This is a genomic window from Streptomyces sp. NPDC050738, assembly GCF_040654175.1.
GTDB lineage: Bacteria > Actinomycetota > Actinomycetes > Streptomycetales > Streptomycetaceae > Streptomyces.
The window spans coordinates 22,546-46,586 of record NZ_JBFAHN010000015.1 but is presented as its reverse complement, the minus strand read 5'-3'; the positions used below and the strand labels follow the sequence as shown (position 1 = coordinate 46,586).

Sequence of the window (24,041 nt, the reverse complement as noted above, 5' to 3'; positions counted from 1 at the left end):
CCCAAACTTGTTGGCGGGCCGGTTACTTGTCGTCGTTCTTCAGGGAGTCGCGGGCACCTTCGGCCTTGGCGCGTACGTTCTCGACGACTTCACGCATGCTGCCCTTGGCCTGGTCGACCTGACCCTCGGTCTCCGTGCGCTTGTCGCCGGTGACCTTGCCGACCATCTCCTTGGCCTTGCCCTTGGCCTTGTCCATCGCGCTCTCGCCCATGGTCACTCCTTCGTGGTGGGGGGATGCTGCCACGCTACGGACGGTCCGGCGGACACGCATCCGGAGGTTGCCCGCCGCACACGCGGCAGTGGACCGGCCTGCCGGGGAGTACCTTCCGTGGCCTGTCCGTGTCCGGCGGCGATCGCTAGTCTTGCGACGGACGACGAACCGGGAGGAGCACGGACGTGGCCGAGCGCACCACCACTCAGCGGACCTTTGCGGGCTGGGGAAAGCCGGAGCTCGATCTCAGCAATGCGGACTGGCAGTCCGGGAGTCAGGGGAGGGGCGACGTCCAGATCGCCTTCGTGGAAGGCTTCATCGCGATGCGCAACGGCAGCAGGCCGGGCAGCCCGTCGCTGATCTTCAATCCGGGGGAGTGGCGGGCCTTCGTGCTCGGCGCACGCGACGGCGAGTTCGACCTCACCTGACGTACGGCAGCCGACCCGTCCCGGCAGTGCGACCGTCGGGGCGGGACCGGGTCGCAGCCGGCGGACCACCCTTGGTTAACGCTTCGCCGGGTGGATACCATTAGCTCATGGCTGCCCCCGATCTGGCTCTCGCCCTCGCCCTCACCATCCGCCACGACGGCCACGGCGGAGTGGCGGACGACCTGGCCGCCCCTGAGGGTCTGACCCGCTGGGTGCACGAGCACGCGACCGCACTCGGACGCGACGCCTCCGATACCTTCGCCGCAGACCAGGACGCACTCGACGCGGTACGGGACCTGCGCGCCGCGGTCCGCGCGCTCTTCGCCCGCGCCGTACGCCCCGGTGAGCCCAGCCCCGCCGACGCCCTGCGTCTGCTGCCCGTGGAGGAAGCGCTCGCCCGGCTGAACGCCGCCGCGGCCGCCGTTCCCACGATCCAGCGGCTCGACTGGGCGCAGGACACGGACCCCACGGCACGTGTGCTCGCATCCGCTCCGGCGTCGGAGCGCCGTCTCCTCACCGCGGCGCTCGCCCGCGCGGCTGTCGGCTTCCTGGCCGGCCCCGACCGCGCGCGGCTCCGCGCCTGCCATGCCCCGCGCTGCGTGCGTTATTTCCTCAAGGAGCACCCGCGCCAGGAGTGGTGCAAACCTTCCTGCGGCAACCGCGCCAGGGTCGCCCGTCACCACGAGCGCCACCGCGCCGAGTCCGCGTAGCCTCGGTCCCATGAGCGGCGAGAGCGACCTGCGAAAACTCCTCAGCGGCATGCGCCCGGAACTCAATCCGGGCCGCTACGTCTACACCACCGCCCCCGACGGACCCCCGCCCGGCGTCCATCCCGTCGTGGGCGTCGCCGAACAGGAGGGCCTCACCCTGGTCGTCCCCCAGGACGAGGCGGACGCCGCGGGCCTTCCGTACGAGTACGTGGCGGGCTGGATCACGCTGCGCGTCCACTCGGCCCTGGAGGCCGTGGGCCTCACCGCGGCGGTGGCCCAGGAACTGGCCGCGGCAGGCCTGAGCTGCAATGTGGTCGCCGCCCTCCACCACGACCACCTCTTCGTCCCGTACGACCGCGCCACCGAGGCGGTCGCCCTCCTCCAGGCCCTGGCGGACCGCTCCGCCTGAGCCCCGGAACACGCCCCGGAAACAGCCCAGGACCAAGGCCCTGGTCAACTCCTCACATTCGGTCACACCGGGGCCGTGCAGGCGTACGCTGAGGTGCCTCACGGACGTGACTCACCTGGCCCCTGTCCTGCGCGCCGGGGTGCACGCCCGAGCAGGGGGTGCACCATGACCAGGCGCCGACTCCTGGAGCGTGAGGCCGAACTGGCCGCAGCCGACGAGGCGTTGAGCGAGCTGACCGGTCTGCGCCACGAACTCGTGGGCGCCCGGTCCCGGCCGCGTGGAGCACTCCTGGCCTTCGCCGGCTACGCGGGCCTCGGCAAGACCACACTCCTCGCCGAAGTCCGCAGGCGCGCCGCCGAACAGGGCTGCACCGTTCTCTCCGCACGCGGCAGCGACCAGGAGCAGCAGGTCGCCTTCCACGTCGCCCGCCAGCTGATCCAGCCCCAGCTCGCCGGTTCCTCCGACGCCGAACTGCGCTCCACCCTGGGCAGTTGGTACTCCATCGTCGGCCCTGCCCTGGGCCTGTGCACCGCCGAGACCGGCGCGCCCCCCGACCCGCAGGGCCTGCGCGACGGACTCGACTGGGTCCTCACCCACCTCGCCGTCCAGCGCTCCCCGCTCGTCCTCGTACTGGACGACGCCCACTGGGCCGACCCCGAGTCCCTCAGCTGGCTCTCCGCCTTCGCACCCCGCGCCGAAGACCTCCCCATGCTGCTCGTGGTCGCCTACCGTCCCGAGGAACTCCCCGAATACGCACAGGAGTTCAGGGGCCTGCCCGGCCGCTCCGGCACCCGTCCCATCGGTCTGGAGCCGCTCACCGCCACAGCGATATCCGATCTCGTACGGGAAAAGATCGGCACGCATGCCGACGACGCCTTCTGCCGCGAGTGCTGGGCCGTCACCGCGGGCAACCCCTTCGAGGCGGTGGAGCTCGCCGCCAAGGTCAACGACCGCAACCTCATCCCCAGCGAATCCAGCGCCCACCTGCTGCGCGACCTGGCCGCGGCCGTCAAGGGCAGCGGACTCATCGCCCGGCTGGAACGCCTGGGCTCCTCCACCGTCCGCCTCGCCTGGTCCTGCGCCGTGCTCGGCACCGAAATCTCCCCGTCCCTCGCCGCGGACATCGCTGGCCTGGGCCGTGAGGAGGCCTCGGACGCCACCGACCGGCTGCGCGACGCCCGTATCCTCACCGGCTCCGACGCCCTGGAATTCGTCCACCCGCTCATCGCCACCGCCGTCTACCGCGCCATCCCCGACGCGGTGCGCGTCGCCCTCCATGGCCAGGCCGCCTGGTCCGTGGTCGACGCGGGGCTCGGTTCCCCGGCCGCCGCCCGCCACCTCCTGGAGACCCACCCCGAGGGCGACCCCTGGGTCGTGAGCCACCTGCGCGCGGCGGCCGGCGAGACATTGCGCGCAGGCGCCCCCGACGCCGCCCGCCGCTATCTGGCACGCGCGCTGCGCGAACCCCCGGCCTTCGACGACCGGGCCGCCGTCCTCTACGAACTGGGCTGCTCCTCCCTCCTCACCGAACCGGCGACCACGGTCAATCACCTCCGTGCCGCCCTGGAGGAGCCGATCGCCGACCAGGCCCTGCGCCACGGCATCGTCTACCGCCTCTCCCAGGTCCTGGCCCACAGCGACCGCCTCGCCGAGGCCTCCGAGACGCTCGGGCGCGAGGGCCAGCGTACCGGCGATGCCCGCACCAAACTCCGTATGCAGGCGGAGAAGTTCATGTGGGACGCCTTCCGTTCCGACGAACCCGACTCGCCCGCCCGCTCCCGCAGGCTCTCCCGCCTCGCCGACCGCCTCACCGGCCGCGACCTCACCGAGCGGTACATCATCGGTCTGCGCGCCTGGGACGCCACGCTGCGCGGCGAGCCCGCGGCGGTCGCCCTGCACCACGCCGAGCGCGCCCTGTCCGGCGGGCTGAGCTGGGCGGACGAGAGCCGGGGCTTCGAAGTGCCCGTACTGACCGCCCTCGTCTTCATGTACGCGGACCGGCCCGGCCGCGCCGAGGAGCTCTTCGCCGCGGGCACCGCCGAATTCGAGCGCCAGGGCTGGCGCGGGGCGCACCTGTCCTTCGCGTACACACTGCTCGCCTACATCCGCTACCGGCGCGGCCGTCTCGTCGAGGCCGAGGACTTCGCCAGGGCCGGGATCCGGCTCGCCGAGCGTGTGGGCGCCCGTACTCCCGTGTGGTGGTACGCGACGGGCATCCTCGTGGAGGTCCTGCTCGCGCGCGGCCGCGTGGCGGAGGCCACCGAGGTCGCCAGGGACCACGACTTCGTGGCGCCCTTTCCCGCCGCCGTGACCTTCCCCGACTCCCAGACCGTGTACGGACAGCTCCTGCTGGCCCGCGGCAGGACCAGGGAGGCCGCCATCGAGCTGGCCTCGGCGGGCCGCCGCCTGGATCCGCGCGGCATGCGCAATCCCGCCTGGTGCCCCTGGCGTCTGCACTACGCCGTCGCCGAACTGCACGAAGCCCCCGAACGGGCCCGTGAAGCGGCACTCGAAGCGGTGAGCCGCGCACGGCAGTACGGCACCGCATCGGCCGTCGGCCAGGCCCTGCGCGTCGCCGCCGAGGTCTGTGCCGAGGACCGCACCAAACTCCTCGAGGAGTCCGTCGCCCACCTGGAGCGCTCGCCCGCCGCCTACGAGCTGGCCCGCGCGCTGGTCGCACTCGGCACCCAGCAGCGCCGCACCGCCCGCCCCCAGGAAGCCGCGGACCACCTCTACCGAGGACTGGAAGCAGCCGTGCAGTGCGGAGCCGACAGCCTCGCCGAGGCGGCCCGCGACGAACTCGCCGCGGCGGGTCTGCGCCCCAGCAGGCTCCGCTCCACGGAGACCGACACCCTGACCAGCCGTGAGCGCACCGCGGCGGCCATGACGGTACGGGGAGACGACGCGGCCACCGTCGCGGCCGCTCTGAGCACCGACGTGGCAGCTGTCGCCCGCCTCCTCTCGGCGGTCTACCGGAAAGTAGGCACGGACCGCACGGGCCTCGCCGCTGCCCTCGGAACGTGAGCAATGCGCGGGTCGCCCCGGCTTCGGAGACCCGCCGGGGCCACGTACCATGGCTGCATGTCCTTCCTCCGCCGCCGCAGCGCCGCCACTCCCACTGGCCCGGACTTCGATGTCCTGGCCATGGACCCGGGTGACTGGCCCGGGAACCTGGGCGCCGGACTGCTGCCCGCGCCCGACGGCAGCTGCCAGGGCGTCTTTCTGCGCTACGACCTGTTCGGCGGCCGCGGACCCGCGATGATCATCGGCAACCTCCCCGAGGGCTCACCGGCCCGTGAGCTCGCCGAGGGCCAGATCCCCTTCGAGGTCGCGCAGCTGCTGGCCGCGCTGGAGAACGACGAGCCGGTCGAGGTCCTGGACACCGAGGACATGCCGGTGATGCAGGGCGACAATCTCCTGATCGTGCGCCGCCTCAAGCTCTCCGAAAGCCGCGTCTCCTGCGTGCAGTTCGACCGGAGCGATGGCGTGCTGGTCACCATCGCCAGCTGGGACCGCCCGATCACGGACGACCTGTACGCACTGCTCAAGCCGCTGCCCGCGGAGATGTTCCAGCAGGGCTGAGCGCGGCGCCGGCAAGTAAATCTCAGGTAACGCGCCTCTTCAGTATGCCCGTTGTCACTTTCTTTCCGCAGGTCAGATGGCCTGTCAGTGGTCTGGACCACTGTTTCATCGGATGGCCCGCGCGTCACTCTTGACGCGCCTTCGCCTCACGTCACAGAGTGTGCGCCCATACCGTACGGCGAGATCGCCCCGCGCAACTCCCGGCAAGAAGGGCCGACATGACGTCCGCATTCCACCAGAGGTCCAGAATCGCGCTCGCGCTCACCGCCGCGAGCGCTTTCAGTTTCGCCCTGACCGGACCGGTCGCCCAGGCGAGCGCGGACGGCACCCGCCCGGAGTGCCCGCGCGTCCTGAACTGCGACTGGGTACCCGCCGCGTATCAGCAGACCGGCGACCCCGCCAACAAGGAGGTGTACGGCAACTACGACACCTCCGACCGGCCGCAGACCAACAAGATCAAGTTCATCGTCCTGCACGACACCGAAGAGGACTTCGCCACCACGCTGCGGATCTTCCAGGACCCGACGCGGGCCGCCTCCGCCCACTATGTGGTGCGCTCCGCCGACGGCCATGTGACCCAGATGGTGAAGGACAAGGACATCGCCTGGCAGGCGGGCAACTGGTCCATCAACTCCCAGTCCATCGGCATCGAGCAGGAAGGCGTCGCGGCCGAGGGCGCCAAGTGGTACACCCCCGAGATGTACCGCTCCACGGCCACGCTCGTGCGCTACCTCGCAGCCAAGTACGACATCCCGCTGGACCGCCAGCACATCATCGGCCACGACAACGTCCCGCCCACCAGCGCGGCCGGAACCAAGGCCATGCACTGGGACCCGGGCACCTACTGGGACTGGAACTACTTCATGACCGTGCTCGGCAAGCCGACCGTGCCCACGGCCCGGCCCGCCAGCCAACTCGTCACCGTCAACCCGGTGTTCAAGAAGAACCTGCAGGCCTTCCGCGACTGCGAGAAGAAGGTCGACCTTCCCGTGCAGCCCAGCAGCGCGGTCCCGCTGCACACCGAACCGTCCGCCACCGCCCCGCTCTTCTCCGACCCGGGCCTGCACACCGACGGCTCGGCGGGCACCAACTGCGCCGCGGACTGGGGCAGCAAGGTCAGCGCCACGCAGCAGGCCGTCGTCGCCGAGCGCAAGCCCGGCTGGACCGCGATCTGGTGGTACGGACAGAAGGCCTGGTTCGAGTCCCCGAAGGGCACCCGCACCACCACACCCACCAGCGGTTACGTCGTGAAGCCGAAGGCCGGCAAGGCCGAGGTCCCGGTGTACGGGGTCGCCTACCCGGACAAGGCCGACTACCCGGCGGACTTCACCGCCGGACGTCTGGGCACCCCGCTGCCGTACACGATCAAGACGGGCCAGTCCTACCCGGGCGGAGGCGTGGCCCCCACCGGCTACTACTACGCCCCGACGATCGACTCGTCCTTCGCGTACGACCACACCTGGTTCCCCGGGGCGACGAAGTACGTGACGGTCCAGATCGGCCACCGTGTCGCCTTCGTCAAGGCCGACGACGTGGACATCGTGCGCGCCCACTGAGCGGACAGTGCGATGCGCGCCCAGTGTGTCGGCCCTGGGCGCGCATCGCACTTCCCCCTCTTTGCCTCGGCGAAGCGATTCAGCGGGTGCCCACCGCCGCGCGCACGGCCCGCCGCGCCATCGCGCAGTCGTCGTGCAGCCGCCGCAGCAGCAACCGCTGCTCCTCGCCGTGCGACAGGATCCCGGGCCGGTTGTCCTGGCCCCCTGCTCCTGTCGGAGCCGTCTCGCGCATGGTGCGCTGGACGGCCGTCTCGTAGTGACGGATCTCCCGGGTCAGCACGAGCATCAGGTTCACCAGGAACGCATCACGCGCCGTCGGCCCTGCTGCCTGCGCCAGCTGACTGATCTGCCGCCGCGCCACCGGTGCGTCTCCCAGTACCGCCCACAGGGTCGCCAGGTCGTATCCGGGCAGATACCAGCCCGCGAGCTCCCAGTCGACGAGCACAGGGCCCGTCGGCGACAGCAGGATGTTGGAGAGCAGAGCGTCACCGTGGCAGAACTGCCCCATGCCCTGCCGGCCGCCCGCGAACGCCAGACCGTGCAGCAGCTTCTGCAGGTCGCCCAGGTCACGGTCGGTGAAAAGACCGAGCTCGTGATAGCGGGCGATCCGCGACGCATAGTCCAGAGGGGCGTCGAACATCCCGGCCGGCGGTCGCCAGGCGTTGACCCGGGCGATCGCGCCGAGCGCGGCGCGCACATCGGCGCGCGGCGGGGCCTCTGCCGGGTGGCGCTGGAGGGCCGCGGCCCGTCCGGGCATCCGCTCGATCACCAGCGTGCAGTTCTCGGGATCGGCGGCGATCAGGCGGGGCACGCGTACCGGCGGACGGTGCCGTACGAAGGAGCGGTATGCCGCTATTTCGTGCCGGAACTGCTCGGTCCACACTGGGGAGTTGTCGAGCAGGCACTTGGCAACCGCGGTCGTGCGCCCGGTCGTCCCGACCAGAAGTACGGACCGGCCGCTCCGGCGCAGTATCTGCACCGGGTTGAACTCCGGGCAGATGCGGTGCACCGACGCGATCGCCATGCGCAGCTGCGAGCCCTGGGGGCCTGACAAGTCGAGTCTCCCGCTGAGCGGTTGAGTGCCCTGTCCTGCCGCACGCCGGGCCCGGCCGGCGCCGAGCGCCCCTGCGGAGTGGGTGGGGTCCAGATACGGTCCGCCGCTCGTGGGGAGCCGGCGCATCGGACGGGGCGGGGCAGACACGGAGGACGATGCTGTGTACATGGGGGAAACAGATCCCTTCGTGTGCCGACAAGTTACGTGCGCTGCCCGCCCCGGTGTCCGGGACACACCCTGGGGAGTGCGGTCCGGCCACCGGGTCGGGGTGGCGCATTCCTACCTGACACCGGGCCGCGGGTGGCACACCATCTGGCGCACCCTGGCGAACCCTGGCGAATATCCCCACCGCATCTGACAGGGGGTTACTGTCAACTCAGCCGAGAACCTGGGGGCTTGACGTGACCGGAGAACCCAACACCCGCCTTGCAGACCTGTTCGGCCTGGCCGGATGGTCCAAGGGCGAACTCGCGAGACTTGTGAACCGGCAGGCGGCGGCCATGGGCCACCCGCAGCTGGCGACCGACACCTCGCGCGTACGGCGCTGGATCGACATGGGCGAGAGCCCACGCGAACCCGTACCAAAGGTGCTGGCAGCACTGTTCACCGAGCGGCTCGGTCGTGTCGTGACCATCGAGGACCTCGGGTTCGGACGACCGGGGCGCGCTGGGAAGCGGCGGGACGTCGGCAATGCAGAGCAGACCAGTCCCGACGGCCTCCCATGGGCGCCCGATCGTACGGCAGCGGTCCTCACCGAATTCACGGGAATGGACCTCATGCTCAACCGACGCGGCATGGTGGGCGCGGGCGCCGCGCTCGCCGCAGGCTCCGCAATCAGCGGTGCCATGCACGACTGGCTCCACACCGATCCGGCCCTGGCATCGGACGCACCACGTTTCGAAGATCCCCTGCACGCCGACCCCGCTGGGTTCGACCGCTATGAGGCCGCCCCCATCGGGTCGCAGGAGATCGAGGCACTGGAGCGCTCCGTCGAGGTCTTCCGCGCCTGGGACGCCGCCCGTGGCGGCGGTCTCCAGCGCAAGGCAGTGGTGGGCCAGCTCAACGAGGTGGGCGGCATGCTCGCCTACCGGCACCCCGACCACCTCCAGCGGCGCCTGTGGGGCGTCGCTGCCAACCTCGCCGTACTCGCCGGCTGGATGTCCCACGACATCGGCCTCGAACCCACGGCCCAGAAGTACTTCGTCATCGCGGCCCACGCGGCCCGTGAAGGCGGCGACCGGCCCCGGGCCGGCGAAGCGCTCTCGCGCGCCGCTCGTCAGATGGTGCACCTCGGCCGTCCCGACGACGCGCTGGACCTGATGAAGCTCGCCAAGTCGGGCTCGGGCGAGCAGACCCTGCCCCGCACCCGGGCCATGCTGCACACCATCGAGGCCTGGGCACAGGCGTCCATGGGGCACGGCCAGGCGATGCGCCGCACCCTCGGCGAAGCCGAGGACCTGTTCGTATCGGACAAGGGGGATGTGCCGCCGCCGAGTTGGATGCAGATGTTCGACGAGGCGGACCTGCACGGAATGCAGGCCCTGGCCTTCCGTACGCTCGCCGATCACGACCCGTCGGCGGCGGGGACCGCACAGCGGCACGCCAGGCAGGCACTCGATCTGCGGGTGAACGGGCGTCAGCGTTCGAAGATCTTCGACTACATCTCGCTGGCCTCGGCGTGCTTCATCGCCAACGACCCGGAACAGGCCGACCGGTACGCCCGTCTCGCCCTGGTGTCGATGGGGGAGACCTCCTCGCACCGCACCTGGGACAGGCTGCGTGAGATGTACCGGCTCACCGGTCAGTACGCGGGACACGGAAAGATCCAGGACCTGCGCGAGGAGATTCAGCTCGCCCTGCCCCGGAGCCGGTCGAGGAGCGCGGACATCTAGCCGGCATCCAGGCGGACACCGAGAAGGAACGGACGATCCGACCGGAACGAGAAACGGAACCTAGCAGCCGATCCTGGCGACCAGCAGACAGGCGTCGTCCTCACGCTCTGCCACGCCGCACTCCTCGACGATCATCCGCACACTGTCCTGTGCCGTGCGGGCCTCGGCGAACCGCGGTGCGAGTGCGAGCAGCTGGTCCGCATCAGGACCGTCACTCACCGAACGCCGTGTCAGCCCGTCGGTGTGCAGCACCAGCAGGTCGCCCGGCAGGAGCCTGACTTCGGCCTGTTCGTACGTGGCTCCTGACGTCGCGCCGAGCAGCACGCCGTCGGGCCGCTGGAGCGCGCGCCCCGCCCCCTCGCGGAACAGCAAGGGGGCGGGGTGTCCCGCCTGCGCCCACGCCAGCGTCCGCGTCCCGGGGTCGTACCGGCAGCACACCGCACTCCCCAACGCGGGCTGGGCGGATGTCTCGAGCAGCTGGTTGAGATGGGTCATCAGGAGCCCGGGGGCGATTCCGGCCAGAGCCATGCCACGCAGCGCCCCGAGAACCATCGCCATGCCGGATGCGGCGCCCACCCCGTGGCCCGTCAGATCGCCCACGGTCAGCAGGGTCTGTCCGTCCGGGAGTTCCAGCGCGTCGTACCAGTCGCCGCCGATCAGCGCGCTGCTCGAGGACGGCAGATAGTGCGCCGCGAGGTCCAGTGCCCCGGGCCCCGACTGAGGGAGCCGCAGGGAGCCGCGCCAGGGTGGCAGCACCGTCTCCTGCAGTTCGACCGCCAGCCGGTGTTCGGTCCGTGCGATCTGCCGACTGCGCTGCAGCGTGTCCTGGGACTCGCGCACCGTGCGCTGACTGCGTCGTAAAGCGCTGACGTCCCGCAGCACCGCCCACATGGAGGCGGTGCAGCCGTCCTCGTCGAGTACGGGCTCGCCCATCATGTGGAGGGTGCGCACGCAGCCGTCGGGCCGCACGATGCGGAATTCCCCGTCGATGGTCTTCCCGTCGACCAGACAGTCCGTGACCATCGCGGTGAGCAGCGCCTGGTCCTCGGTGAAGAGCACGGACGGCAGTTCGTCCAGCGACAGCGCCCCGCTCTCGGGGGCGCGTCCGAAGATCTGGTACAGCTCCTCGGACCAACTGGCCTCGTCCGTCAGCAGGTTCCACTCCGCGCTGCCGACCCGGCTCAGCAGGGATCCCGCCTGGGTGCTGTCGGGCGCCTCGTCCTGGGCTCCGTACCCGGCGAGCTCGGCGGCCAGTTCCTCGGCCGCCTCCGCGGGGAACCCCTCCTTGAGCTGTCCCAGATGTGTGCCCAGGTCGTCGAGGTGATGGACCGCCAGGTCGCACAGGGCGCGGTGCCATCGTTCCTGCACGTCGTCCATGTCATCGGCCGTCACGGAGCTCCGGCGCACGGCGTCCACGTCTCCGCGCAGCCTGCGCGTGCGGGTGATCAGTGCGTCAACTGTTCCCCGCTGGGGCGGCTGCGGGGCGGGGCGGTCCGCAAAGAGATGGGACGGCATGACGTACTCCGATACAGGCGCGGCACGGCCAAGGCACTGACGGGTGAACCGGTAACGACTGTCGCACAGGGAGCGAGGGCCCGTAAGGGATTTGGCAACACTCGATGCGGTGGTGCTCCTGGCATATGCCATGGGCTTCGCGGAGAAGGCGGGCCTGTCAGTGCTGCCTGCAATGCTGAACCCATGGACGAGCAGATCATGAGGGGACGCGTCTACGGAGCCGATCACGAGGATCCGGACCCGGGACCACGGCCGGGACGCACCTATGTCGAGTTGGTGGGCGGCCCGCTGGACGGCCTGCTGCTGGACGTGACGGGCCGCAGCGCGCGCCAACTCGACGAGGGCGCCGCGCTCACCACGGAGATCGGGCGGTACGGACCGGGCGGGCACGCGGCGTACGGGCCGAGGTCCGGTGACCCGAAGCGGTGGGACTGGCAGGGGGATACGCCGTGACGGGCTTCTGCCGAGGCGCGCGGTCTATGCTGAATTCATGTTCAAATCACGCAAAGCGGGACGGGGCGAGTCCTGGGACGGCGTCGTGGTCGAGAAGTCGCGCAACATGCCCGACGGTTCGAACATGTACCACTACGTGAAATTGCGACTGACGGACGGTGAGACCAGGAAGGTCCGCATCGACGGCACCCTCTGGGAGTCCTTGAAGGAAGGGGACGCGGTCACCAAGCGGCCGGGTGCGGATCCGGCCAAGGGCTAGCAGCGTTTCCGGCCCGGACCGCGACGTTGGTCGGACAAGTGCTCCTGTGGCAATCTCCACTCTCGTGACAGACACCGACAGCCTTCAGATCACCACGCTCTCCGAGCGCCCCGCGCTGGTCCCGCGCGTGTACGAGATCTCGGACACCTGGCCGGCCTTCGTCCCGCACGACATGGTCGGAAGCGCCCTGCTGACCCAGGTGGCCGAGACCTTCCCTCAGTACTGCGTGGTGGCGACGGACGGCGACCGCGTGGTGGCCCGCGGATTCAGCGTGCCCTTCGACGCCGAATCCGCCGGCCGCGAAGAGATGCCCGACCAGGGCTGGGACCGGGTGCTGGCCTGGGCGTTCCGCGACCACCACCGTGCACACAAGCCCACGATCGCCAGCGCCCTGGAGATCACGGTGGACACCGACTATCTGGGGCGAGGGCTGTCCTACCGGATGCTGGCGGCCATGCGGGACGCCGTCGGGCGCCAGGGGCACACCGTCCTGCTGGCCCCCGTGCGCCCCAACGCCAAGCACCTGGAACCGCGTGTCCCCATGACCGAATACATCGGCCGCCGGCGCGACGACGGACTGCCGACCGACCCGTGGCTCCGGGTCCACGTCAAGGCGGGCGGCACCATCGCGAAGATCGCACCCGCGTCGATGACGGTCAGCGGGTCCCTCGCCCAGTGGCAGGAGTGGACCGGCCTGCCCTTCGACGCCGACGGTGACATCGACGTGCCCGGCGCCCTAACCCCGGTCCAGTGCTCGACCGCACACGGCCGCGCCGTGTACGTCGAGCCGAACGTCTGGATCCGGCACTCCGTGCCCGGGAACTGAGGCCAGGCCGCTCACGGAATATCCCCTGTGGGCCCGGAGGTTGGAGGCGGGGTACGTACCGACGACCACGGGGCGGCGGACGGGGGCCCGCCTCCGGCCTCCGCGCCCGGGACCGAGAGCGGAGTGGACATGACCACCGACACGACCCCTGGCCCCGATCGCTCCTTCCTCTTCGTGCTCGGCAGCGCCCGCTCCGAGGGAAGCAACACCGAGATCCTCGCGAGAGCCGCTGCCGAACAGCTGCCCGCCGGTGTCCCGCAACGCTGGGTGGACCTGAACGAGGTGTCGTTGCCCGACTTCCAGGACGGACGGCACGAGACCACACTCTGGCAGCCCGGCGACAGCGAACTCGCGCTGCGGCAGGCCACCCTGGAGGCCACCGACATCGTCATCGCCTCTCCCCTGTACTGGTACACCCTCTCCGCGCAGACCAAGCGCTACCTCGACTACTGGTCGGGCTGGCTGGCCGTACCGGAACTGGACTTCAAGGCGCGGATGGCAGGCCGGACGCTGTGGGGCGTGACGGTCATGTCACACGCCGAGGAGGAGGTCGCGGACGGAATGGTCACCACCCTCACCCACACCGCGGCGTACCTGCGGATGCGTTTCGGCGGTGTGCTGTTCGGGAACGGCACCCGCCCGGGCAAGGTGCGGAACGACGAGCGGGCCGCCCAGCGCGCCAAGACGTTCTTCCACGGTGAGGCACCGCTCGCCCGGTTCCCCTACGAGGACGCCGCGGCCTTGTGAAGCGCGTCGCGCGTCACCCCGCGCGCCCCGTCGCAGCCGGCGACGAACTCACAGTGCAGCACCTGTCGTTGGTCTGTCTCGGGGCAGGTGTACGACACCGAGGGCCGTTCCGTGTGCGCGTCGTGCACACGCACGTCCCGGACCTCGAACCGAAGATCCCCGCCCCGGATGTCGGCGTCCTGGAGGGCGCGCACCACCCCCTCCTCGATGACGCCCGCCCACCGGGGCCGTAGGGAGTACCCGGACAGCGTGGTGCTGCGGAACTCCTGCGCGGGTGCGGAAGTCTGGCGCCGGGCGCCCCGCGGACCGTGGAGCGGGCGCCCTCCACCCGACCGGATGCTGTGTCCCAGGAGGCCTTCCACCATGCTGCCCGCCCGTTTCGCCCTGCCCGCCGTCGCCGCGATCGCCGGCATCTTCCTGCTTGCGCCCGTCGCGGCGGCCGGCACCGCCCACGTTGCGTGCCCGCCGTGCGCAGCCCTCCAGAGCGCCGTCGACGCGTACCGCAGCGGTGAGATCCAGTACTTCGCGGATCCCGTTCCGGCCTGGAGGGCGGAGGCCGAGGAGAACGGGTGCGTCATCTTCGGACTGTGACCGCTCCGCACGGGGGTGCGGGAGACTGGTGAGGTGACTGCATCCTCACGAGAAGTATCCGGTGTGGGCCGCGGCGTTCACGCGCTGATTCCGTCGGGCCCCACCGTGCCGAGACCGTCCGCAGGACAGCGGGCCGAGGCCGCGCTCTCCGCCCTGCGGACGGTTCCCGTACAGGCCGCCGTACTGCAGGCGGCGGTGGCGCTGCTGTCCGACCTCGCCGAGTCCGCCGCGGCCCCGGGCGACCGGGAGGCGGCTGCCGCGACCGTGACGCTCCTCCTGGAGGCACTCGACACGGTTCCGGTCCGCCTGCCGCGTCCTTCCTAGCGCTCCTGGTTTTCGGTCGGGTCGGTCCGCAGGAGCGTGACGAGCTCCCGGGGCAGACCGTGGGTGTCGTGCAGGTAGCTGTAGTCGACGTCCGTCAGCCTGCTGGTGAACCGCGGCTTCGACAGGACCTGACGGCCTCGTACGAGCAACTGCCTGAACCGGCGCTCCTCGTCGAGCAGAACCTCGCGCACCGTGGTCACGTCCACGACCTGCCGGAAGTGGTCCAGGGTGTGCTCCAGCAGTTCGAGGGGGAGGTCCTGGATCGACCGTGACGGATTGTCGCGCCAGAGGGTGGTCAGGATCCGGCGGATCAGCCGGCGCAGCACGTAGCCGCGTCCGGTGTTGGAGGGCAGGATGCCGTCACCGATGACGACGACCGACGAGCGCAGGTGGTCGCAGACGATGCGCAGTGACTGTTCGTCCAGGTGCCACAGGGGTGGAACGATCCGCATCCACGGCTCGAACAGGTCGCACTCGTAGACCGACTTCTTGCCCTGGAGCAGTGTGGTGAGCCGTTCGAGACCGAGGCCGGTGTCGACATTGGAGCGGGGCAGCGGGTGCAGGCTGCCGTCCTCGTGGCGGTGGTGGCGCATCAGGACGTGGTTCCAGATCTCCACCCACCGCTCGTCCTGCGTGGGGGTGGACCGTGGTGGAGTGTCTCCGGTCCACAGGAAGATCTCCGAGTCGGGTCCGCAGGGGCCGGTGGGGCCGTTCGACCACCAGTTCTCGTCGCGGGTGAGTTCCACCGGGACACCGTGTTTCTCCCAGATGCGCAGGGACTCGGTGTCGGGGCCCAGCTGGTCGTCGCCGCCGAAGACGGTGGTGTGCAGCCGGCCCGGGTCGATTCCGTAGCCGTTGACGAGCAGGTCGTAACCCCACTCCAGGCTGTGCGAGCCGCCGTAGTCCCCGAGCGACCAGGTGCCGAGCATCTCGAAGACGGTGAGATGCGTGTCGTCGCCCACCTCGTCCAGGTCGGTGGTGCGCAGACAGCGCTGCACATTCACCAGGCGGCGGCCCAGGGGGTGCGGCTTGCCTTCGAGGTACGGGGTGAGGGGGTGCATGCCGGAGGTCGTGTAGAGCACGGAGTCACCGGGTGGCGGCAGCAGAGTGGAACCGGTGATGTGCCGGTGTCCGCGTTCCTGGAAGTACTCGATGAAGGTACGGACGACCTGGTCGGTGTTCATGGCGGCGGGTCCTTCGCCTTGGGGCGCCCGGAAAAGGCCGCGGCGCGGAAGGCGGGACAGGAATCCGTCAGAGCACCGGCGGGCCGTTTCCGGTCGCCGGTGGAAAGAGGGGGAATGAGGTCAGTCGGCGGCAACCGGGGAGCTGGTCGCTCGCGCGGTCGCGGTGGTGCCGGTGGTGAGGACGTTGACCTTCATGGGATCAACGGTACGCGGTGGGGCGGGGGTGGTGCACGCCGTTTTAGGCGGGTGCGTATCCGCGTGTGCGGACGACGTCCTGGATCAGGCGGGTGAAGGCGAGGGCGGCCGCGCTCCGGTAGGTGTTCTCCCGGTGGAGAAGCGCGACCGTGCGGGTCGGCAGCGGCGGTTCGACGGGTACGGGTTCGAGGTGGGGATGGTCATGGGTGAGCGCGTCGGGCAGCACTGTCGACAGCGCGGTGCACCGGACGATCTCGGTGAGGGCCTGGATGGAGTTGGCCTCCACGGTGATGTGCGGGCGCACCGCGTGGGCGGCGAAGTAGGCGTCGATGTGGCCGCGGGTGGCGAAGTCGCCGCTGAGCAGCGCGAGTTGAAGGTCGGCGACATCCTGTACGGACAGCGGCTCCGGTGACGGTCCGTCCGGTGCGTCCGTACGCGGCAGGCCTGCCCCCCGTACGAGCCCGAGGACCTCGGTGAACAGGGCGGTCGCCCCGATGCCCGGCAGATGCGGTCCGTGGAAAGCGATGCCGAGGTCGATGTCATCGGCGAGCAGACCGGCCTCGATGCGGTCCTGGGGCATCTCCTGGACGTTCAGGCTGATGCCCGGGTGGCGGGCGTGGAGTTCGGCGGTGAGGGGGCCGACGAGGTAGGCGGTGAAGGTGGGGGTGAGGGCCAGGCGGAGATGGCCGCGGGAGAGGTCTGCGACATCCATGACGGCGCGTTCGGCCGCGGCCAGATCGCGCAGCGCCCGGCGCGCGTAGTGGACGTACGCCTCGCCGGCGTCCGTGAGGCGCACGGTGCGTCCGGTGCGGTCGAGCAGTTGCGCGCCGACGGTTCGTTCCAGCTGCTTGACCTGCTGCGACAGGGTGGGCTGCGAGATACGCAGGTCTTCGGCGGCGCGAGTGAAACTGGCGTGCTCGGCGACGGCGAGCAGATAGCGCAGGTGACGGAGTTCCGGAGCCATGCACACAAGTATAGATGTGACCAATGAGGGATATCGAATCTGCGTCTTGGACGCTATAGGTGCAGGTCGTGCATGGTGGAACTCGACCGAAGGAGTGACCATGCAGGACCTCATCGAGGGCGTCGCGCGGTTCCAGCGGGACGTCTATCCGGCAAGGGCGGAGCTCTTCGCGCATCTGGCGGAGACCCATTGTCCGACGACGCTGTTCATCAGCTGCTCCGACGCCCGTGTGGTGCCGGAGCTGATCACCCAGAGCGAACCGGGCGAGCTGTTCGTCATCCGTACGGCCGGCAACCTCGTCCCGGTGCACGCTCCGGGACCGGACGGCGTGGCTGCCGGCGTCGAGTACGCCCTGGCCGTGCTGGGCGTCACCGATGTGGTGGTGTGCGGCCACTCCGCCTGCGGAGCGATGACCGCCCTCGCCGAGCGCCATGACCTGAGCGCCGCCCCGGCGATCGCGGACTGGCTGCGTCACGCGGAAGCCGCTCGCATCCGTACCGCCGGAGAGAACGGCGCGCAGAACGTGGACACCCTCATACGAGAGAACGTGCGCGCCCAGCTGGCGAACCTGGCCACCCATCCCTCGGTGGCGCGCGCCCTCGCCGCGGGCACGGTCACGCTGCACGGCTGGGTCTACGACATTCCCACCGGCACCGTCGAGGAACTCGACGCCTCCCGCGCCTGACCACCACCCTCACCGAAAGAAGGAAGCCCTCTCATGATGCACGCCCAGTTCGACCCCGCAGCCCGTCAGATTCTGGCCGCCAAGGCCGTCGAGGCAAAGGTGCGCAAGGACCTGTCCTGGCAGGAGATCGCCGACGCCGCAGGCCTGTCGGTCGCCTTCGTCACCGCCGCCGTGCTCGGCCAGCACCCGCTGCCGGAAACCTCGGCCCGTGCCGTTGCCGAGATCCTGGGCCTGGAGCAGGAGGACGCGACGCTGCTGCAGACCATCCCGTCCCGCGGATCGATCCCCGGTGGCATCCCCACCGACCCGACGATCTACCGCTTCTACGAGATGCTCCAGGTCTACGGCACGACGCTCAAGGCCCTGGTCCACGAGCAGTTCGGCGACGGCATCATCAGCGCGATCAACTTCAAGCTCGACGTACGGAAGGTCGCCGACCCCGAGGGCGGCGAGCGCGCCATCATCACGCTGGACGGCAAGTACCTGCCGACCAAGCCCTTCTGATCCGTCTCCACCACGCACCGCGAAGGAACCCTCATGGATTTCGCACAGCGCACCATCGACCTTGCCCGTCGCAATGTCGAGGAGGGCGGACGGCCGTTCGCCACCGTGATCGTCAAGGACGGCGAGATCCTCGCCGAGTCCGCGAACAAGGTCGCCCAGACCAATGACCCCACCGCCCACGCCGAGATCCTCGCGATCCGCGACGCGTGCGTGAAGCTGGGCACCGAGCATCTGACCGATACCACCATCTACGTACTGGCCCACCCGTGCCCGATGTGCCTGGGATCGCTGTACTACTGCTCCCCCGACGAGGTCGTCTTCCTCACCACGCGTGACGCCTACGAGCCGCACTACGTGGACGACCGCAAGTATTTCGAACTCGACACCTTCTACGGTGAGTTCGCCAAGGACTGGACCGAACGGCGCCTGCCGATGCGCCACGACGCGCGCGACGGCGCGGTGGAGGTCTACAAGCTCTGGCAGGAGCGCAACGGCGGTGAGCGCCGGCTGACCGGGACGCCCACCGCCTGAGCTGCGCTCCGGTGGATGTCAGCAGTGCACGGCGTTCTTGTTGGAGAGGTAGTACTCGGAGATCCATCCGTCGGTGGTCGTCGGAGTACAGTCCATGCACTGCTTCGGGGTGACGACGTGCACCTTGTCCCAGTACGGGTTGCCGAAGACCGTGGTGCCGACGTTGTAACAGGCACTGGTGACGGTGCTGTAGGTGTAGCAGTAGCCCTTGATGGTGGCCGAAGTGCTGGCCGAGGCACGGATCTTGACGGTCTCCGTGCACTTGTTGCTCACCGATGCCGGGGACACGGTGGCGGCCTCGGCCGCGCCGTTGAAGACCAGCGTGGTGGCGGCGGTCAGCGAGGCGAGGGCGAGTACTTGGACGAGCTTGCGCATGATGCTCCTGAGGTGTGGGGTCGAGGAAGGTGCGGACGGGCCGCGAAGAACGAGTGTCATCGTACTGATGTTCGAGCAACAAGGCAGTCGATTAACGATGTTGGGCCTTCGGTGCGTACAGCCTCGAACACCGTTGTCAGTGGTGGACGGCAGGATGATGTTCATGACGACAACTCCTGCCGGCCCTGCCGACGCCGCCGCCTACGCCGAGGCGGTCGAGACCGCCGTCCAGGCGGCAGCCGCGTACTACACGTCGGGCGAGAGCGCATTGGACGACGATGCCTACGACCGTCTGGTGCGGTCGATCGACGCCTACGAGACCGAGCACCCCGAACACGCCCTCGCGTCCTCGCCGACCGGGAAGGTCGGCGGCGGGGCGACCGTCGGGGACGTACCGCACACTGCGCCCATGCTGTCGCTGGACAACGTGTTCTCCCCGGAGGGCTTCACCGACTGGACGGCCTCGGTGGAGCGAAGAATCGGGCGCCCGGTCACGTCGTGGAGCGTGGAGCCCAAGCTCGACGGCCTGGCGATCGCGGCCCGTTATCGCGACGGGCGGCTCGTCCAGCTGGTCACGCGCGGCGACGGCATCTCCGGCGAGGACGTGTCGCACGCGATCGACACCGTCACCGGCCTGCCCGCCACCCTTCAGGAGCCGCTCACGCTCGAAGTGCGGGGCGAAGTCCTCATGACCACGGCCCAGTTCGAAGAGGCCAACACGGTGAGGACCGCGCACGGCGGTGCTCCCTTCGCCAACCCCCGCAACGGGGCGGCCGGCACGCTGCGGGCGAAGGACCGGCCCTACCGGGTCGAGACGACCTTCTTCTGCTACGGAGTGCTGGCACTGGACAGCACCGGTGAACAAGCTGATGCCCTCAAGGACATGCCGCACAGCCGGATCCTTGAGTTCGCCGCAGGGCTTGGCGTGCACACCGCCGCCACCAGCGCGGTCTCACCACACACCGCGTCCACCACCGAGGACGTGCTGGCCCGGGTCGAGGAGATCGCAGCCGCACGAGCCGAACTGCCCTTCGGGATCGACGGCATCGTCATCAAGGCCGACCTCGCCGTCGACCAGCGGGATGCCGGATCCGGGTCGCGGGCGCCGCACTGGGCGATCGCCTACAAACTGCCCGCGGTGGAGAAGGTCACCCGGCTCCTGGAGGTGGAATGGAATGTGGGGCGCACCGGCATTGTCGCGCCCCGTGCGGTCCTGGAGCCGGTCGAGATCGACGGGAGCACCGTCACCTATGCCACCCTGCACAACCCGGCCGACATCACCCGCCGCGATCTGCGCCTCGGCGACCAGGTGATGGTCTACAAGGCCGGTGACATCATTCCGCGCATCGAAGCGCCACTCGTGCATCTGCGGACCGGTGACGAACTGCCCATCGTCTTCCCGGAAGTGTGCCCGCAGTGCGGGTCGGAGATCGACAGCAGCGAACAGCGCTGGCGCTGTGTCAGGGGCCGCAACTGCAGAGTCGTGGCCTCGATCGCGTACGCGGTGGGACGCGACCAGCTCGACATCGAGGGCCTCGGTGCCACGCGTGTGGTCCAGTTGGTCGATGCCGGCCTGGTCGGCGACTTTGCGGACCTGTTCGCCCTGACCCGCGAGCAACTGCTCGGACTGGAGCGGATGGGGGAGACCAGCACGGACAACCTGCTCGCCTCCATCGCATCGGCCAAGGGGCAACCGTTGGCCCGCGTCCTTGCCGCGCTCGGCGTCCGGGGGACCGGACGTTCCATGTCTCGGCGTATCGCCCGGCACTTCGCCACCATGGATCATCTGCGCGCCGCGAATGCGGCGGCCATCCAGGAGGTCGAGGGCATCGGCGTGGAGAAAGCCCCGGTGATCGTGGCGGAGCTGGCCGAACTCGCCCCGCTCATCGACAAACTCGCCGCTGCCGGAGTGAACCTCAGCGAACCCGGCGCGGTCCCGCCCGCTCCGAAGGAAGAGGGGGTGGAGCCCGCGGAGGAGGCTGCCGCCGGGCCACTGTCGGGGATGACGGTGGTGGTCACCGGCGCCATGACCGGCCCGCTGGAGGAGCTCTCCCGCAATGAGATGAACGAACTCATCGAGAGGGCAGGCGGGAAGTCCTCGTCGAGCGTCTCCAAACGCACCTCGCTTCTGGTCGCCGGGGACAATGCCGGTTCCAAGCAGGCCAAGGCCGAAGCCCTCGGTACGCGTATCGCCACCCCGGCCGAATTTGCCGAGCTCGTCGGCGGATACCTGACCTGAGCGTCAGCCGCTGGTGACGAGGATGACGTCGAGGGTGCGGGGTCCGTGGACGCCTTCGACGCGGTCGAGTTCGATGTCGCTGGTGGCGGAGGGGCCTGAGATCCAGGTTTGGGGGCGGGTGGGGTCGAGGCGGGGCAGGGCGTGGGGCAGGGACGCGACGATCTGGTCGGGGGTGTGGACGATGCAGATGTGGTGGTCGGGGATGAGGGTGATGCGTCGTCGGCCCTGGTCGGGGCCGCCGTCCAGGACGATCGTGCCGGTCTCCGCGATGGCCAGCGCACACCCGGTCACCGCACTGTCGACCGTGTCGAGGTCGGCCGGGCTGCTGGTCGAACTGTCCGGGATCTGTTGCGTGTTCGCCTCCTCCAGCCAGGCGGCCGGCAGGCCGGGTGGGATGAGCACCGTGTGGGAGCCGTGTGCGGTGAGGAGGCGGGCGATCAGGTCGGGGAGCCCGGCGTGGTGGGTGTGGTGGACGTGGGCGCGGTAGTCGGTGAGGTGGTGGGCGAGGAGGTCGGTGAGGGTTTGGGGGGTGTTGGGGGTGTGGGTGGTTTGGTAGGTGCGGGTGGGTTCGGGGGCCTGGGGGGCGTCGGCGACCGCCGTGCGGATGCGGGCCAGGATCGTGTCGCGGGTGTTCATGTGCGGTTCTTCTTCCACCAGTCACGGAACGGCTCTGCGGGCAGGGTGGGCAGGTCACGCCGGTCGGTCCACGCCGATGCCCCGGGGACCTTCTTCGGGTGCACGGCCCGGGTCTTCGCGGCGAGGCGCTCGATGGTGGTCAGGGCGGCGGGGTGGTTGAGGATCCAGCCGGCCGCCTTCATCGTTGATTTCTCCAGGCGGTGGCCGGATCCGGGCTGGTCGGTGACCTGTTCGCGCAGGTGGACCAGGACCTCGGGGATGTCGATGGCGACGGGGCACACCTCGTAGCACGCCCCGCACAGGGTGGAGGCGTAGGGCAGGGAGGCGTCGATGGCGGACTGGGTGCCGCGCAGTTGCGGGGAGAGGATCGCGCCGATGGGGCCCGGATAGACCGAGCCGTACGCGTGGCCGCCGGCCCGCTCGTAGACCGGGCACACATTCAGACAGGCCGAGCAGCGGATACAACGCAGCGCCTGGCGCCCCACCTCGTCGGCCAGGGTGGTGGTGCGTCCGTTGTCGAGGAGGATCAGGTGGAAGGTGTGGGGGCCGTCCTGGTCGGTGGTGCCGGTCCAGGTGCTGGTGTAGGGGTTCATCCGCTCCGCCGTCGAGGAGCGGGGCAGGGTCTGCAGGAACACTTCCAGGTCCTGCCAGGCGGGGATGACCTTCTCGATACCGACCACCGAGATCAGGGTCTCGGGCAGGGTCAGGCACATACGTCCGTTGCCCTCCGATTCCAGGACGACCATCGTCCCCGTCTCGGCGATCATGAAGTTGGCCCCCGAGACGGCGACCTTCGCGCGCAGGAACTTCTCCCGCAGATGCAGCCGGGCCGCCTCCGCCAACTCCGCGGGGCTGTCGGTGAGATGGTCGGGGGCCGGGCGGCCCCAGTCGCCCATGGTGCGGGCGAAGATCTCCCGGATCTCGCCGCGGTTGCGGTGGATGGCGGGCACCAGGATGTGCGAGGGGCGGTCCTCGCCCAACTGCACGATCAGCTCCGCCAGGTCGGTTTCGTAAGCGGCGATGCCTTCCGCCTCCAAAGCCTCGTTGAGGCCGATCTCCTGGGTCGCCATCGACTTGACCTTCACCACCTCCGACTCGCCCGTGGCCTTCACCAGGTCGATCACGATCCGGTTCGCCTCATCCGCGTCGGCCGCCCAGTGCACGATCCCGCCGGCCGCGGTGACCCGCTCCTCCAACTCGATGAGGTAGGTGTCCAGATATCGCAGCGTCCGGTCCTTGATCTCCTTCCCGGCCTGCCGCAACTGCGCCCAGTCCGACAGCTCACCCACCGCCACCGCACGCTTCGCCCGGATCGTGTGCGTGGCATGACGCAGATTCCCCCGCAGCACCGGATCGTTCACCGCCACACGCGCCGCCACCGGAAACGACGGCATCCCCACAAACGTCCCACTCATCCCAACGGCTCCTTCTCCGTACTCGCCAAAATCTCCGCCAGGTGCACCGGACGTATCCCGACCTTCAGCCGGCTCATCGTGCCGCCCAGGTGCATCAGGCACGAGTTGTCCGCCGCGCACAACACATCGGCTCCGGTCGAGGCGGCGTTGCGGACCTTGTCCTCGCCCATCGCCACGGAAACATCGGAGTTCTTCATCGCGAAGGTTCCCCCGAAACCACAGCACTCCTCCGCCCCCGGCAGCTCGCGCAGTTCAAGTCCCTTGACGGCTTGCAGGAGTTGACGCGGTCGTTCGCCCAGCCCCAGGCTGCGCAGCCCGTGGCAGGTCGGGTGGTAGGTGACGGTGCGCGGGTAGTACGCGCCCACGTCCGTCACGCCCAGCACATCCACCAGGAACTCCGTCAGCTCGTACGTCTTGGGCACCACGCCCGCCACCGTCCGCGCCAGCACGTCGCCGCGGCCCTCCGCCTGCGCCCGTTCGCCCATGCGCGGGTAGAGCTCGCGGACCATCGCGCCGCACGATCCGGAGGGGGTCACGATGGCGTCGTACGCTCCGAAGACCTCCGCGAAGCGGGTGGCCAATGGTTCGGCCTGGCGTCGGTAGCCGGTGTTGTAGTGGGCCTGGCCGCAGCATGTCTGTCCCATCGGGAACTCGACGTCGACGCCCAGCCTGTTGAGCAGGGTCACCACGGCGCGGCCCGTGTCCGGATAGAGCGCGTCGTTGACGCAGGTGAGGAACAGGGCGACTCGCATCGCG

General features: G+C 69.8%; 26 protein-coding genes and 1 pseudogene. 17 read left to right on the top strand and 10 right to left on the bottom strand.

What is annotated here, in order from left to right:
* Positions 1 to 22 precede the first annotated feature (22 nt).
* Entirely contained in the window at positions 23 to 211 is a 189-nt protein-coding gene (locus tag AB0H78_RS30295; protein ID WP_363237972.1) for a CsbD family protein, read from the bottom strand.
* A 185-nt stretch (positions 212 to 396) separates the two neighbouring features.
* Here AB0H78_RS30295 and AB0H78_RS30290 point away from each other — a divergent pair, with 185 nt between their 5' ends.
* The 6 genes from AB0H78_RS30290 to AB0H78_RS30265 all read left to right on the top strand — a co-directional run bounded on the left by AB0H78_RS30290 (position 397) and on the right by AB0H78_RS30265 (position 6,896).
* Positions 397 to 639 carry a DUF397 domain-containing protein gene (locus AB0H78_RS30290; RefSeq protein WP_363237850.1) on the top strand — a complete coding sequence of 81 codons (243 nt, stop codon included), beginning with the start codon at positions 397 to 399 and terminating at the stop codon, positions 637 to 639.
* Positions 640 to 746: 107 nt separating this feature from the next.
* Positions 747 to 1,349, top strand: coding sequence for a CGNR zinc finger domain-containing protein (locus tag AB0H78_RS30285; RefSeq protein WP_363237849.1), 603 nt, complete (start codon positions 747 to 749; stop codon positions 1,347 to 1,349).
* A gap of 10 nt (positions 1,350 to 1,359) precedes the next feature.
* Entirely contained in the window at positions 1,360 to 1,758 is a 399-nt protein-coding gene (locus AB0H78_RS30280) for an ACT domain-containing protein (RefSeq protein ID WP_363237848.1), read from the top strand.
* A 165-nt stretch (positions 1,759 to 1,923) separates the two neighbouring features.
* The gene (locus tag AB0H78_RS30275) at positions 1,924 to 4,782 is read left to right on the top strand and encodes an AAA family ATPase (RefSeq protein ID WP_363237847.1); all 2,859 of its coding nucleotides are present in this window, start codon (positions 1,924 to 1,926) and stop codon (positions 4,780 to 4,782) included.
* Positions 4,783 to 4,839: 57 nt separating this feature from the next.
* On the top strand, positions 4,840 to 5,340 hold the full coding sequence (locus tag AB0H78_RS30270) for a hypothetical protein (RefSeq protein ID WP_363237846.1): 501 nt from the start codon (positions 4,840 to 4,842) through the stop codon (positions 5,338 to 5,340).
* Positions 5,341 to 5,558: 218 nt separating this feature from the next.
* Positions 5,559 to 6,896, top strand: coding sequence for a peptidoglycan recognition family protein (locus tag AB0H78_RS30265; RefSeq protein WP_363237845.1), 1,338 nt, complete (start codon positions 5,559 to 5,561; stop codon positions 6,894 to 6,896).
* A gap of 79 nt (positions 6,897 to 6,975) precedes the next feature.
* Here AB0H78_RS30265 and AB0H78_RS30260 read toward each other — a convergent pair whose 3' ends face one another.
* Entirely contained in the window at positions 6,976 to 8,118 is a 1,143-nt protein-coding gene (locus AB0H78_RS30260; RefSeq protein ID WP_363237844.1) for an aminoglycoside phosphotransferase family protein, read from the bottom strand.
* 233 nt (positions 8,119 to 8,351) lie between these two features.
* On the opposite strand from AB0H78_RS30260, the gene AB0H78_RS30255 reads away from it, so the two are divergent.
* Complete coding sequence (locus AB0H78_RS30255) at positions 8,352 to 9,842, top strand: hypothetical protein (RefSeq protein ID WP_363237843.1); 1,491 nt, start codon at positions 8,352 to 8,354, stop codon at positions 9,840 to 9,842.
* 60 nt (positions 9,843 to 9,902) lie between these two features.
* On the opposite strand, the gene AB0H78_RS30250 is transcribed toward AB0H78_RS30255, so the two are convergent.
* Entirely contained in the window at positions 9,903 to 11,357 is a 1,455-nt protein-coding gene (locus AB0H78_RS30250; protein ID WP_363237842.1) for a SpoIIE family protein phosphatase, read from the bottom strand.
* Between the two features lie 183 nt (positions 11,358 to 11,540).
* Here AB0H78_RS30250 and AB0H78_RS30245 point away from each other — a divergent pair, with 183 nt between their 5' ends.
* From AB0H78_RS30245 to AB0H78_RS30230, 4 genes are all read left to right on the top strand, one after another.
* Positions 11,541 to 11,810 carry a hypothetical protein gene (locus tag AB0H78_RS30245; RefSeq protein ID WP_363237841.1) on the top strand — a complete coding sequence of 90 codons (270 nt, stop codon included), beginning with the start codon at positions 11,541 to 11,543 and terminating at the stop codon, positions 11,808 to 11,810.
* Positions 11,811 to 11,847: 37 nt separating this feature from the next.
* Positions 11,848 to 12,069 carry a hypothetical protein gene (locus tag AB0H78_RS30240; protein ID WP_363237840.1) on the top strand — a complete coding sequence of 74 codons (222 nt, stop codon included), beginning with the start codon at positions 11,848 to 11,850 and terminating at the stop codon, positions 12,067 to 12,069.
* Between the two features lie 64 nt (positions 12,070 to 12,133).
* A complete protein-coding gene (locus tag AB0H78_RS30235) occupies positions 12,134 to 12,895 on the top strand; it encodes an N-acetyltransferase (protein WP_363237839.1) in 762 nt (253 codons plus the stop codon).
* A 129-nt stretch (positions 12,896 to 13,024) separates the two neighbouring features.
* The gene (locus AB0H78_RS30230) at positions 13,025 to 13,642 is read left to right on the top strand and encodes an NAD(P)H-dependent oxidoreductase (protein ID WP_363237838.1); all 618 of its coding nucleotides are present in this window, start codon (positions 13,025 to 13,027) and stop codon (positions 13,640 to 13,642) included.
* On the opposite strand, the pseudogene AB0H78_RS30225 reads toward AB0H78_RS30230, so the two are convergent.
* Positions 13,642 to 14,007 (bottom strand): annotated as a pseudogene (locus tag AB0H78_RS30225) (FAD-dependent monooxygenase); the annotation flags it as partial. The gene AB0H78_RS30230 and the pseudogene AB0H78_RS30225 overlap by 1 nt on opposite strands.
* On the opposite strand from AB0H78_RS30225, the gene AB0H78_RS30220 reads away from it, so the two are divergent.
* Positions 14,006 to 14,233: a hypothetical protein gene (locus tag AB0H78_RS30220; RefSeq protein WP_363237837.1), complete on the top strand. Its 228-nt coding sequence runs from the start codon at positions 14,006 to 14,008 to the stop codon at positions 14,231 to 14,233. The pseudogene AB0H78_RS30225 and the gene AB0H78_RS30220 sit on opposite strands and share 2 nt — an antisense overlap.
* 63 nt (positions 14,234 to 14,296) lie before the next feature.
* Positions 14,297 to 14,557: a hypothetical protein gene (locus tag AB0H78_RS30215; RefSeq protein ID WP_363237836.1), complete on the top strand. Its 261-nt coding sequence runs from the start codon at positions 14,297 to 14,299 to the stop codon at positions 14,555 to 14,557.
* Here AB0H78_RS30215 and AB0H78_RS30210 read toward each other — a convergent pair.
* Entirely contained in the window at positions 14,554 to 15,741 is a 1,188-nt protein-coding gene (locus tag AB0H78_RS30210; protein WP_363237835.1) for an alanine--tRNA ligase-related protein, read from the bottom strand. The two genes, AB0H78_RS30215 and AB0H78_RS30210, sit on opposite strands and share 4 nt — an antisense overlap.
* A 238-nt stretch (positions 15,742 to 15,979) precedes the next feature.
* Positions 15,980 to 16,900 (bottom strand): transcriptional regulator CynR, encoded by a 921-nt coding sequence (gene cynR / locus AB0H78_RS30205; RefSeq protein ID WP_363237834.1) that lies wholly within the window; start codon positions 16,898 to 16,900, stop codon positions 15,980 to 15,982.
* A 100-nt stretch (positions 16,901 to 17,000) separates the two neighbouring features.
* On the opposite strand from cynR, the gene AB0H78_RS30200 reads away from it, so the two are divergent.
* Genes AB0H78_RS30200 through AB0H78_RS30190 form a run of 3 tightly spaced genes read left to right on the top strand, consistent with a single transcriptional unit; the run spans position 17,001 to position 18,620 of the window.
* Complete coding sequence (locus AB0H78_RS30200) at positions 17,001 to 17,585, top strand: carbonic anhydrase (protein WP_363237833.1); 585 nt, start codon at positions 17,001 to 17,003, stop codon at positions 17,583 to 17,585.
* Positions 17,586 to 17,618: 33 nt separating this feature from the next.
* The gene (gene cynS, locus AB0H78_RS30195) at positions 17,619 to 18,089 is read left to right on the top strand and encodes a cyanase (protein WP_363237832.1); all 471 of its coding nucleotides are present in this window, start codon (positions 17,619 to 17,621) and stop codon (positions 18,087 to 18,089) included.
* 33 nt (positions 18,090 to 18,122) lie between these two features.
* Positions 18,123 to 18,620, top strand: a complete 498-nt coding sequence (locus AB0H78_RS30190) for a nucleoside deaminase (RefSeq protein WP_363237831.1) — start codon at positions 18,123 to 18,125, stop codon at positions 18,618 to 18,620.
* 18 nt (positions 18,621 to 18,638) lie between these two features.
* Here AB0H78_RS30190 and AB0H78_RS30185 read toward each other — a convergent pair whose 3' ends face one another.
* Positions 18,639 to 18,995, bottom strand: coding sequence for a hypothetical protein (locus AB0H78_RS30185; protein ID WP_363237830.1), 357 nt, complete (start codon positions 18,993 to 18,995; stop codon positions 18,639 to 18,641).
* 163 nt (positions 18,996 to 19,158) lie between these two features.
* On the opposite strand from AB0H78_RS30185, the gene ligA reads away from it, so the two are divergent.
* A complete protein-coding gene (gene ligA, locus AB0H78_RS30180) occupies positions 19,159 to 21,234 on the top strand; it encodes an NAD-dependent DNA ligase LigA (RefSeq protein WP_363237829.1) in 2,076 nt (691 codons plus the stop codon).
* A gap of 3 nt (positions 21,235 to 21,237) precedes the next feature.
* On the opposite strand, the gene AB0H78_RS30175 is transcribed toward ligA, so the two are convergent.
* Genes AB0H78_RS30175 through AB0H78_RS30165 form a run of 3 tightly spaced genes read right to left on the bottom strand, consistent with a single transcriptional unit; the run spans position 21,238 to position 24,037 of the window.
* On the bottom strand, positions 21,238 to 21,870 hold the full coding sequence (locus tag AB0H78_RS30175) for an LUD domain-containing protein (protein WP_363237828.1): 633 nt from the start codon (positions 21,868 to 21,870) through the stop codon (positions 21,238 to 21,240).
* Complete coding sequence (locus AB0H78_RS30170) at positions 21,867 to 23,285, bottom strand: lactate utilization protein B (protein WP_363237827.1); 1,419 nt, start codon at positions 23,283 to 23,285, stop codon at positions 21,867 to 21,869. The genes AB0H78_RS30175 and AB0H78_RS30170 overlap by 4 nt, the downstream gene beginning before the upstream one ends.
* Positions 23,282 to 24,037, bottom strand: a complete 756-nt coding sequence (locus AB0H78_RS30165) for a (Fe-S)-binding protein (RefSeq protein WP_363237826.1) — start codon at positions 24,035 to 24,037, stop codon at positions 23,282 to 23,284. The genes AB0H78_RS30170 and AB0H78_RS30165 overlap by 4 nt, the downstream gene beginning before the upstream one ends.
* Positions 24,038 to 24,041 lie beyond the last annotated feature (4 nt).

What these genes read in the sequence shown, in the direction of transcription:
- cynR (WP_363237834.1), bottom strand. Translation starts at nt 16,900, where the DNA reads ATGGCTCCGGAACTCCGTCACCTGCGCTATCTGCTCGCCGTCGCCGAG.
- AB0H78_RS30175 (WP_363237828.1), bottom strand. Translation starts at nt 21,870, where the DNA reads ATGAACACCCGCGACACGATCCTGGCCCGCATCCGCACGGCGGTCGCC.
- AB0H78_RS30285 (WP_363237849.1), top strand. Translation starts at nt 747, where the DNA reads ATGGCTGCCCCCGATCTGGCTCTCGCCCTCGCCCTCACCATCCGCCAC.
- AB0H78_RS30240 (WP_363237840.1), top strand. Translation starts at nt 11,848, where the DNA reads ATGTTCAAATCACGCAAAGCGGGACGGGGCGAGTCCTGGGACGGCGTC.
- AB0H78_RS30200 (WP_363237833.1), top strand. Translation starts at nt 17,001, where the DNA reads ATGCAGGACCTCATCGAGGGCGTCGCGCGGTTCCAGCGGGACGTCTAT.
- ligA (WP_363237829.1), top strand. Translation starts at nt 19,159, where the DNA reads ATGACGACAACTCCTGCCGGCCCTGCCGACGCCGCCGCCTACGCCGAG.
- AB0H78_RS30250 (WP_363237842.1), bottom strand. Translation starts at nt 11,357, where the DNA reads ATGCCGTCCCATCTCTTTGCGGACCGCCCCGCCCCGCAGCCGCCCCAG.
- AB0H78_RS30245 (WP_363237841.1), top strand. Translation starts at nt 11,541, where the DNA reads ATGGACGAGCAGATCATGAGGGGACGCGTCTACGGAGCCGATCACGAG.
- AB0H78_RS30170 (WP_363237827.1), bottom strand. Translation starts at nt 23,285, where the DNA reads ATGAGTGGGACGTTTGTGGGGATGCCGTCGTTTCCGGTGGCGGCGCGT.
- AB0H78_RS30280 (WP_363237848.1), top strand. Translation starts at nt 1,360, where the DNA reads ATGAGCGGCGAGAGCGACCTGCGAAAACTCCTCAGCGGCATGCGCCCG.
- AB0H78_RS30210 (WP_363237835.1), bottom strand. Translation starts at nt 15,741, where the DNA reads ATGAACACCGACCAGGTCGTCCGTACCTTCATCGAGTACTTCCAGGAA.
- AB0H78_RS30265 (WP_363237845.1), top strand. Translation starts at nt 5,559, where the DNA reads ATGACGTCCGCATTCCACCAGAGGTCCAGAATCGCGCTCGCGCTCACC.
- AB0H78_RS30270 (WP_363237846.1), top strand. Translation starts at nt 4,840, where the DNA reads ATGTCCTTCCTCCGCCGCCGCAGCGCCGCCACTCCCACTGGCCCGGAC.
- AB0H78_RS30230 (WP_363237838.1), top strand. Translation starts at nt 13,025, where the DNA reads ATGACCACCGACACGACCCCTGGCCCCGATCGCTCCTTCCTCTTCGTG.
- AB0H78_RS30185 (WP_363237830.1), bottom strand. Translation starts at nt 18,995, where the DNA reads ATGCGCAAGCTCGTCCAAGTACTCGCCCTCGCCTCGCTGACCGCCGCC.
- AB0H78_RS30220 (WP_363237837.1), top strand. Translation starts at nt 14,006, where the DNA reads ATGCTGCCCGCCCGTTTCGCCCTGCCCGCCGTCGCCGCGATCGCCGGC.
- AB0H78_RS30165 (WP_363237826.1), bottom strand. Translation starts at nt 24,037, where the DNA reads ATGCGAGTCGCCCTGTTCCTCACCTGCGTCAACGACGCGCTCTATCCG.
- AB0H78_RS30260 (WP_363237844.1), bottom strand. Translation starts at nt 8,118, where the DNA reads ATGTACACAGCATCGTCCTCCGTGTCTGCCCCGCCCCGTCCGATGCGC.
- AB0H78_RS30275 (WP_363237847.1), top strand. Translation starts at nt 1,924, where the DNA reads ATGACCAGGCGCCGACTCCTGGAGCGTGAGGCCGAACTGGCCGCAGCC.
- cynS (WP_363237832.1), top strand. Translation starts at nt 17,619, where the DNA reads ATGATGCACGCCCAGTTCGACCCCGCAGCCCGTCAGATTCTGGCCGCC.
- AB0H78_RS30295 (WP_363237972.1), bottom strand. Translation starts at nt 211, where the DNA reads ATGGGCGAGAGCGCGATGGACAAGGCCAAGGGCAAGGCCAAGGAGATG.
- AB0H78_RS30190 (WP_363237831.1), top strand. Translation starts at nt 18,123, where the DNA reads ATGGATTTCGCACAGCGCACCATCGACCTTGCCCGTCGCAATGTCGAG.